This is a genomic window from Sulfuricurvum sp. (assembly GCF_019163035.1).
In the GTDB taxonomy this organism is placed as follows: Bacteria; Campylobacterota; Campylobacteria; order Campylobacterales; family Sulfurimonadaceae; genus Sulfuricurvum.
Genome location: NZ_JAFLKV010000070.1, coordinates 1 through 7,189, shown reverse-complemented (window position 1 = coordinate 7,189; position 7,189 = coordinate 1). Strand labels below are relative to the sequence as shown.

Here is a 7,189-nt window from a genome sequence, read left to right as displayed (position 1 = left end):
TTCGGGAAGGCTCATCGCACAACTCCATCGAGGACGGGGACGAAATCACATACCTCAAGGGCATCTTCATGAATTTTACCCCCCTGCTTCGTAAAGCGGGTGATGATCTGTTCACGACCTTTTTCAACGGGAGCGAGTAAAATTCCCCCTTCTCGGAGTTGGTCAAACAATTTTTGGGGGATGGAGCGCGCCGATGCGGAGAATAAAATCCGATCAAACGGAGCGTATTGCTCCCAGCCGTTTTGACCGTCATCGGTGCGGGTGTGAATGTTTCCCAAATGGAGATGTCGAAAACGCTCTTTTGCTTCCAAAAGGAGTGATTCAATCCGCTCGATGGTAAAGACACGGCGAAATATTTTGGAGAGGACGGCTGCTTGATAGCCGCTTCCGCACCCGATTTCTAAAACATTATCACACCCCTCAGGGCTGAGATACTGGGTCATCTTTGCCACTGTCAGCGGTGAGGAGATGTATTGCTGTGCTCCGATGGGGAGGGCGTCAAGACGATAGGCGTTATGGCGCATTGCCAGAGGGACGAATGCTTCACGGTTGGTATGGATGATCGCATTTTTGATGATGGGACGGAGAGGGTATTTTTTGGTGATCTCATCCGCCATCCGTGTTGTTTTAATAATGGTGATTTTATCGATGCTCATGCTATTCCTACGTTGAGGTATCGGCGCATAGACTCTACCGTCCGCGCTTCATAGTGGGATGTTAACGATTCGGAGCCGTTATTGCGTATTTCACCGCCGAAAGGGGTGATAATACCGCTTAGAGCTGTCGTATCCGCATTTGCCGCGTCTGAGGCAACGACATAGCATTGGTTCATTAGGGCTAACGCATTTGTAAGGGTAGCGAAGTGCTCGGCGCGCAGTTTTCCCCATTGGACAGGGACGGCGATAATGTCACACCCTTCTAGTTGTTGCCATAGGTATTTAAAGCGGAGCTCGAAGCAGATCAAGATACCGATGGTGATCCCCTCAAAGAGAAACGGCTTAATTTTGTCCTCTTCACCCGCGCTGAAATACTCATGCTCCGCTCCGAGGGCAAAGAGTTTCGCTTTGGCTTGAGTGTGGAGGATAGCCCCTTGATGAAGGGCGTAGGCGATGTTGTAAAATGATCCCTCTTTTTGGGTAATCGCGGTAAAAATCAACAGACGGTTACCGATGTGTTCCATCAACTTATCGAGAGCGATGGGGGTAAATGCCGCCGCTTCTTCGAAGTGTTCATACGCAAAACCGCTTAAACACACTTCGGGGGCAACGATGATGGCATCTTCGGGAGATTGATCGATGAGTGTTATGAGACGATCAAGATTTTTCGTAAAATCAGAATCGGTCTCGAAACACAAAGAGACAATTGGACGGGTTTTAGAAGTCGTCAAAACTGAGGCTTCCTTTGGAATAGTTGGTAACAGTGCCCTCAAAGAAGTTGGTTTTTTGGTCGTTGAATTTGGAGAAATCATCGACCCATTTGATCGGATTCGTCACATTGTAGAGAGGCCTCATCCCGACGGCCGTTAGGCGGTTGTCGGCGAGGTGTTGGATGTATTGTTCCACGATTTCGTTGGTGAGTCCCAAAATCTGCCCTTGGGTGATGTATTGACCCCATGCGACTTCGAGTTCGACAGCTTTGCGGAACATATCATAAACCTCTTCGAGCAACTCTTCGGTAAAGAGATCTGCTCTTTCACGGCGAAGGGTGTTGATGATGTTTTGGAATAACACGAGATGGGTCACTTCGTCACGCTGGATAAAGCGGATCATCTGTGCAGAGCCTAACATTTTACCCGAACGGGCGAGGGTGTAGATGTAGGTAAATCCGCTGTAAAAGTAGATTCCCTCTAAAATCTGATTCGCAAAACATGCTTTGACGAAGGCACTCTCTGATGGATCGTTGGCGAGATCGTTATAGCGTGCGGCAATCGAGTCATTTTTGGTTTTGAGCATCATGTCACGGCGCCAGAGATCATAGATCTCTTCAGAATTTTGGCTGATGGAGTCAACCATTACTGCGTAGCTTTGAGAGTGGAGGGCTTCTTCAAAACTTTGGCGCACCAAAATGAGGTTGACCTCAGGGGCGGTGACGTACGGGTTCACGTTGTCCATGAGGTTATTGGTTTGGAGGCTGTCCATGAAAATGAGTTGGGAGAGGGCTTTGTCGTACGCCGTTTTTTCCATCTCGGTGAGGTATTTGTAGTCTACCGCATCGCGGGTCATATCGACCTCTTTAGGGAACCATGTGTTGTTAAGCATCATCTCCCAGAGGTTATACGCCCATTGGTATTTAATGTTGTTAAGTTCAAAAATACCGGTAGGATTGCCGCCGAAAATCTGGCGATCGTTTACGTGTTCGTTTGAGGTTGGATTGTAAATTTGTTTACGCTTCATTTCGGCTATCCCTATGTGGCAGATAAAGTAGATGATTATGTCGAAATATAGATTTAAGTATGATAAAATGGAAATAGTTTTTAAAAAGGGTGATGAGATGAATAAAAAGTTGATCTTCAAATCGGTCGCGGCGGCGGTATCGACGTACGCTATTATAGGCTTTTTTGGAGTTCCCTATCTCATAAAAAATATTGTACCCGGAAAAGTTTTTGAGGCTACGAACGGAGGTCAGTTTTCAGTTGAGAAGGCTGCATTTAACCCTTTTACGTTTCACCTGCGTTTAAATAATGTAGTGTTTAAAACCCCGCAAAATAGCGATTTTGTAGCATTGAAGAAATTTTCATTTAATATCGATCCGCTCGCCTACCTGTGGAAGGGGGCAGTGGTTGTGAATCGTATTTCTTTCGTTGAACCTAAAATTACAATCAAGCGGGATAAAAACGGTGATTTCAACTTCAAATGGCTCACCGAGTTGAGGGACGATAAACCCAAAGAGGATGAAAAAACCGAGCCGATGAGGCTGATGATCAATCATTTTGCCCTTAAAAACGGAAGCCTAAGTTACAGTGACTATACGGATGGGAAAGATTACACCCTCAACGTGGGACCTATCGGATTTAACCTTGATAACATTGATTTGCGAAACCTCTCAAACGAGAACGGGAAGATGCGGTTGTATGCAACGATCAATGAAGGAGGATTTGTCGATTTTAGCGGGAAAATCGATGCGCTTGAGCCGTTTGTGATGGGGGGAAGTGTTGCGTTTAATTCGGGGAAACTTTATACCCCTTGGAGTTATTTTAAAGATAAATTACCCATTGAGGTGGCGGACGGTACGGCAGGATTCGGGTTTGATTACCGCTTTAACAGCAATGATCTCAACAGCACCGAGCTCACCAACCTCTATGTCAAAATGGATAAAGTTCGTATTATCTCCAAGGAGAATCAACATAATCTTTTTGCCCTCTCTTCGCTTCGGTTGGATGGGGCAAAAGTGCAACCCATGAAAAAGATCTTTAACGCCAAGATGCTCACGTTAGAGGGGGTTAATCTATCAGCACATCGTTCGCACGAGGGTAAAATCGATTGGTTGAACTACATAGAGGAGATCCAAAAAGCATTCCCATCAGAGGAGTCTGATGAGAGTAAAACACCGTGGACGTATGGTATTGATGAGATTGCCTTAAATAACAGCGGTATCGGATTTGTCGATGAGGTTCCAAACAAAAAGGTGGCGTTCAATCTAGATCAAATGAGCTTGAACCTAAAAGGGTTTCAGAGCAACCCATCGGTTAAAAATGATCTCACCTTCTCTTCACGCATCAATGAAAAGAGTACCATCGAACTCAAAAGTGAGATTGTCCGTGCACCTCTGAGCAGTAGTGGACGGGTAAATATTACAGGATTGGATCTCTCTACGATTGATCCTTATATCGAACCTAGTACCTATGCGTCACTTCGGAGAGGAAATCTCTCGCTGGAAGCCGATTATGAGTATAAACCGAGCAAAACCGAACTACGCGGGAAAGTGGCATTGGATGATTGGGTCGTTAATGATTCACGTGATGATTCGGTATTGCTTGGATGGACGAAGATTGGCGTTACCCCGTTTGTTTACGTTTACCCTGACAATCGGCTCAAAGTGAATCAACTCGCTATCGATGGATTTTATACCAATCTTCATATTGATGCCAAAAAAGTGTTGAACTATTCGACATTGAGTAAAAAAAGTGGCGCAGAGTCTAACGGTACGAAATTATCGGGAAACCCGTTTGGTCTTGATATTGTGAAACTTCTCCTTCGCGGAAGCAGTGCTACCTTTAGCGATATGTCTCTGCCATTGCCGTTTAAAACGTATGTGCATGATTTGGAGGGCTCCGTTTTGGGGATTTCAACGACCAAAGATGTTACGACGTTTGTGAAACTCCGAGGTGGGGTGGATCAGTACGGTTTGGCGAAGATTGATGGATCACTTAACACCAAAGATCCTAAAAAATTCACCGATTTGAAAGTGGCATTTGATAATTTGGAACTCAAAGGGTACACCCCCTATTCCCTTGAATTCTTGGGGTATAAGATTGTGGGAGGAAAACTCTTTTTGGATCTAGGATACAAGATAAATCAGGGGAAATTAAATGGAGCCAACCGAGTCATAATAAAACAAATCGAGCTTGGTGAAGAAAAAGCGGGCGGATCACCGTGGCCGTTGCGACTGGTTGTCGCGTTGCTCGAAGATAGTGATGGAGTGATCGATATTGATCTCCCAATTGAGGGGGATGTTAATAACCCTGATTTTAAATATGGCAAAGTGGTATGGCAAGTAATAGGAAATCTCTTTACCAAGGCGGTTACTTCACCATTTAGACTTCTAGGGTCAATGATGGGAATTGATAGTGATAAAATCTCTTCCATTGATTTTGAAGCAGGTTCTTCGAATCTTTTACCTCCACAGCTTGAAAAGCTTGATCAAATTACCACGATTCTATCCAAGCGTCCGAAGATGGCATTGAATGTTTATGGCGGATGGGACGAGACGCAGGATACGAATGCCCTTAAACGCCAAAAATTGGTTCAAAGGGCACTCAATAAAAATAAAAATATTAAAATTGACACTACCCAAGCGATGAGCGTAGAATTGCTTGAAGATATGGCGGAAGAATCATTAGATAAAAATGAGCTAAAAGCGCTAAAAATATCATATAAAGAGAAATATCCTGAGGAAGCGGCGTATGTTCGCCATTATTCCGCTGCACTGATCGAAAAGCTAATTCCGCTGCAACCATTGAGTACAGTAGAGCTTCAAACACTGGCGCAGCAACGATCGACTATGATTAGAAACTATTTGATGAAAACAGCTGGATTTGAAAAACGGTTAATTCTCAAAGAGGGTGAACCTCTGAACGCTCAGAAAGAGGATTTGATTTCGACACGTTTGGAGATAGTCGTCCCTTAATATTTTGATATTTTTGTGATTCATCTTATAATGTCGTTTTTATTTGACAGGAGAAACTATGCCGTTTTCACCCGCAAAGCGTAAAGATACCCTAAGCGGTATCTTCTTTGTCGCTATATTTGCCGCAGCTGCGACGATGATTGCCGATTTGTCGGTTGTTAAAAGTCTAGGAATTTCTCCACTAGTCGTGGGGATTGTACTGGGGATATTTTTTGCCAATACTCTTCATAATCGTATACCTTCCGTTTGGGAGGGGGGAATTACTTTTTCGGGTAAAAAGATTCTCCGTTTTGCCATCGTATTTTACGGGTTTCGGATTACATTCCAGCAAATTGCTGAGGTAGGGATGGAGGGATTTATGGTCTCTTTGATCATGCTATCTACCACGTTTATTCTCGGAACTTTTTTGGCGCAAAAGGTTTTTAAGCTCGATCGTGATACGTCGATGTTGACCGCTGCGGGGGCATCGGTATGTGGTGCAGCAGCCGTTTTGGCGACGGAACCGGTGCTTAAAAGCGAAGAGTATAAAACAGCGATTGCTGTATCGATGGTTGTCCTTTTCGGAACGATTTCGATGTTTCTCTATCCTGTGTTGTATGCGGCGATTATTGAGCCTGCAACCGGATTCTTACACATGGCTCCAAGTACGTTTGGGATGTATGTCGGAGGGACAATCCATGAGGTAGCTCAAGTCGTTGCCGTTCCTGCATCGATTCCGGGTGCGAGTGCCGATATGGCAAATACCGCAGTAATTGTTAAGATGACACGGGTTATTATGATCGCTCCGATGTTGATCGTATTGGGGATTTATCTCTCGTACAGCGCAAAGAAAAGCGGAACCGCAGGAGGGGGTGTTAAACTCGTTATCCCATGGTTCGCTGTTTATTTCGTTGGTATGGCAGGGGTGAATTCATTGTTACTCAACTTCACCGATGCTCACGCAACGGAAGCGATAGCAACGACTATTAAATTGGTGATCTCTAATATTAATCTTATCGATACGTTCTTATTGACAATGGCTATGACAGCCCTTGGTATGGGGACGCGCTTTGCAAAATTCAAAGGGCTTGGATTAGCCCCTATTTATGCGGCAGGTTCGATGTTTATTTGGTTGGTCGTAGGCGGATTTGTTATCACTCAATGGGTTGTTGCGACGTTCTAATGCTTTTGAGGTCGAAAATTTCGACCTCAAATTTCCCCTTATCTCTTCCGATAGCTAAGTGCTTCCAGCAAATGAGCTTTCCCTATATCGCGTGAACTTTCTATATCGGCGATTGTTCGTGCTACTTTGAGGACACGGCTTACCGCCCGAAATGATAATCCAAATCTCCCTATCGCCTGATTGATGACCTGTTGCGTTTCTGGATTGAGCAGACAATAGTGTGCAATCTCCGCATCACTCAGCGCTCCGTTAAGGGATTTTTGCCCCCGCTCTTTTTGACGCAAGAACGCTTCTCTTACTTTTTTATGAAGCTGATGGGAAGAGACGCTCGGTTTATCCTCCGCACTTACGGCGTGCATTTGTACATAGAGATCAATCCGATCTAAAAAGGGATCGGAGAGGCGTGATTTATACCGATTAATCTCTAAATCACTGCATCGACAGGCGGTCGTGGTACTGAAAAGATTACCACAAGGGCAGGGATTCATCGCCCCTACAAAGAGAAAATTAGCATCGTAGGTGACTTTGGTATTGACACGAGAGATACGGATGTGACGGTCTTCCAGCGGCTCTCTGAGCGCTTCGAGGACTGTTTTAGAAAAGTGGGGAAGTTCGTCGAAAAAGAGGATCCCCCCATGCGCCAAACCCACTTCACCGATTTGGGCTTTGTGCGTTCCACCT

6 protein-coding genes are annotated in these 7,189 nt (G+C 44.9%); 2 read left to right on the top strand and 4 right to left on the bottom strand.

What is annotated here, in order from left to right; genetic code table 11:
• Nucleotides 1–11: 11 nt before the first annotated feature.
• From JZU62_RS05730 to JZU62_RS05720, 3 genes are read right to left on the bottom strand one after another with little or no spacing between them, the layout of a single operon-like run.
• On the bottom strand, nt 12–656 hold the full coding sequence (locus JZU62_RS05730) for a protein-L-isoaspartate(D-aspartate) O-methyltransferase (RefSeq protein ID WP_295012780.1): 645 nt from the start codon (nt 654–656) through the stop codon (nt 12–14).
• Complete coding sequence (locus JZU62_RS05725) at nt 653–1,387, bottom strand: carbon-nitrogen hydrolase family protein (RefSeq protein WP_295012778.1); 735 nt, start codon at nt 1,385–1,387, stop codon at nt 653–655. Before JZU62_RS05725 ends, JZU62_RS05730 begins: the two co-directional genes overlap by 4 nt.
• Nucleotides 1,374–2,393 carry a ribonucleotide-diphosphate reductase subunit beta gene (locus tag JZU62_RS05720; protein WP_295012776.1) on the bottom strand — a complete coding sequence of 340 codons (1,020 nt, stop codon included), beginning with the start codon at nt 2,391–2,393 and terminating at the stop codon, nt 1,374–1,376. The genes JZU62_RS05725 and JZU62_RS05720 overlap by 14 nt, the downstream gene beginning before the upstream one ends.
• A 67-nt stretch (nt 2,394–2,460) precedes the next feature.
• Between JZU62_RS05720 and JZU62_RS05715 the strand changes: the two genes are divergently transcribed.
• Nucleotides 2,461–5,346, top strand: a complete 2,886-nt coding sequence (locus JZU62_RS05715) for a DUF748 domain-containing protein (protein ID WP_295012774.1) — start codon at nt 2,461–2,463, stop codon at nt 5,344–5,346.
• A gap of 58 nt (nt 5,347–5,404) precedes the next feature.
• A complete protein-coding gene (locus JZU62_RS05710; protein WP_295012772.1) occupies nt 5,405–6,508 on the top strand; it encodes a YeiH family protein in 1,104 nt (367 codons plus the stop codon).
• Nucleotides 6,509–6,546: 38 nt separating this feature from the next.
• Here JZU62_RS05710 and JZU62_RS05705 read toward each other — a convergent pair.
• Nucleotides 6,547–7,189, bottom strand: a 643-nt coding sequence (locus JZU62_RS05705; RefSeq protein ID WP_295012770.1) for an ATP-binding protein, incomplete at its 5' end; no start/stop codon positions are given.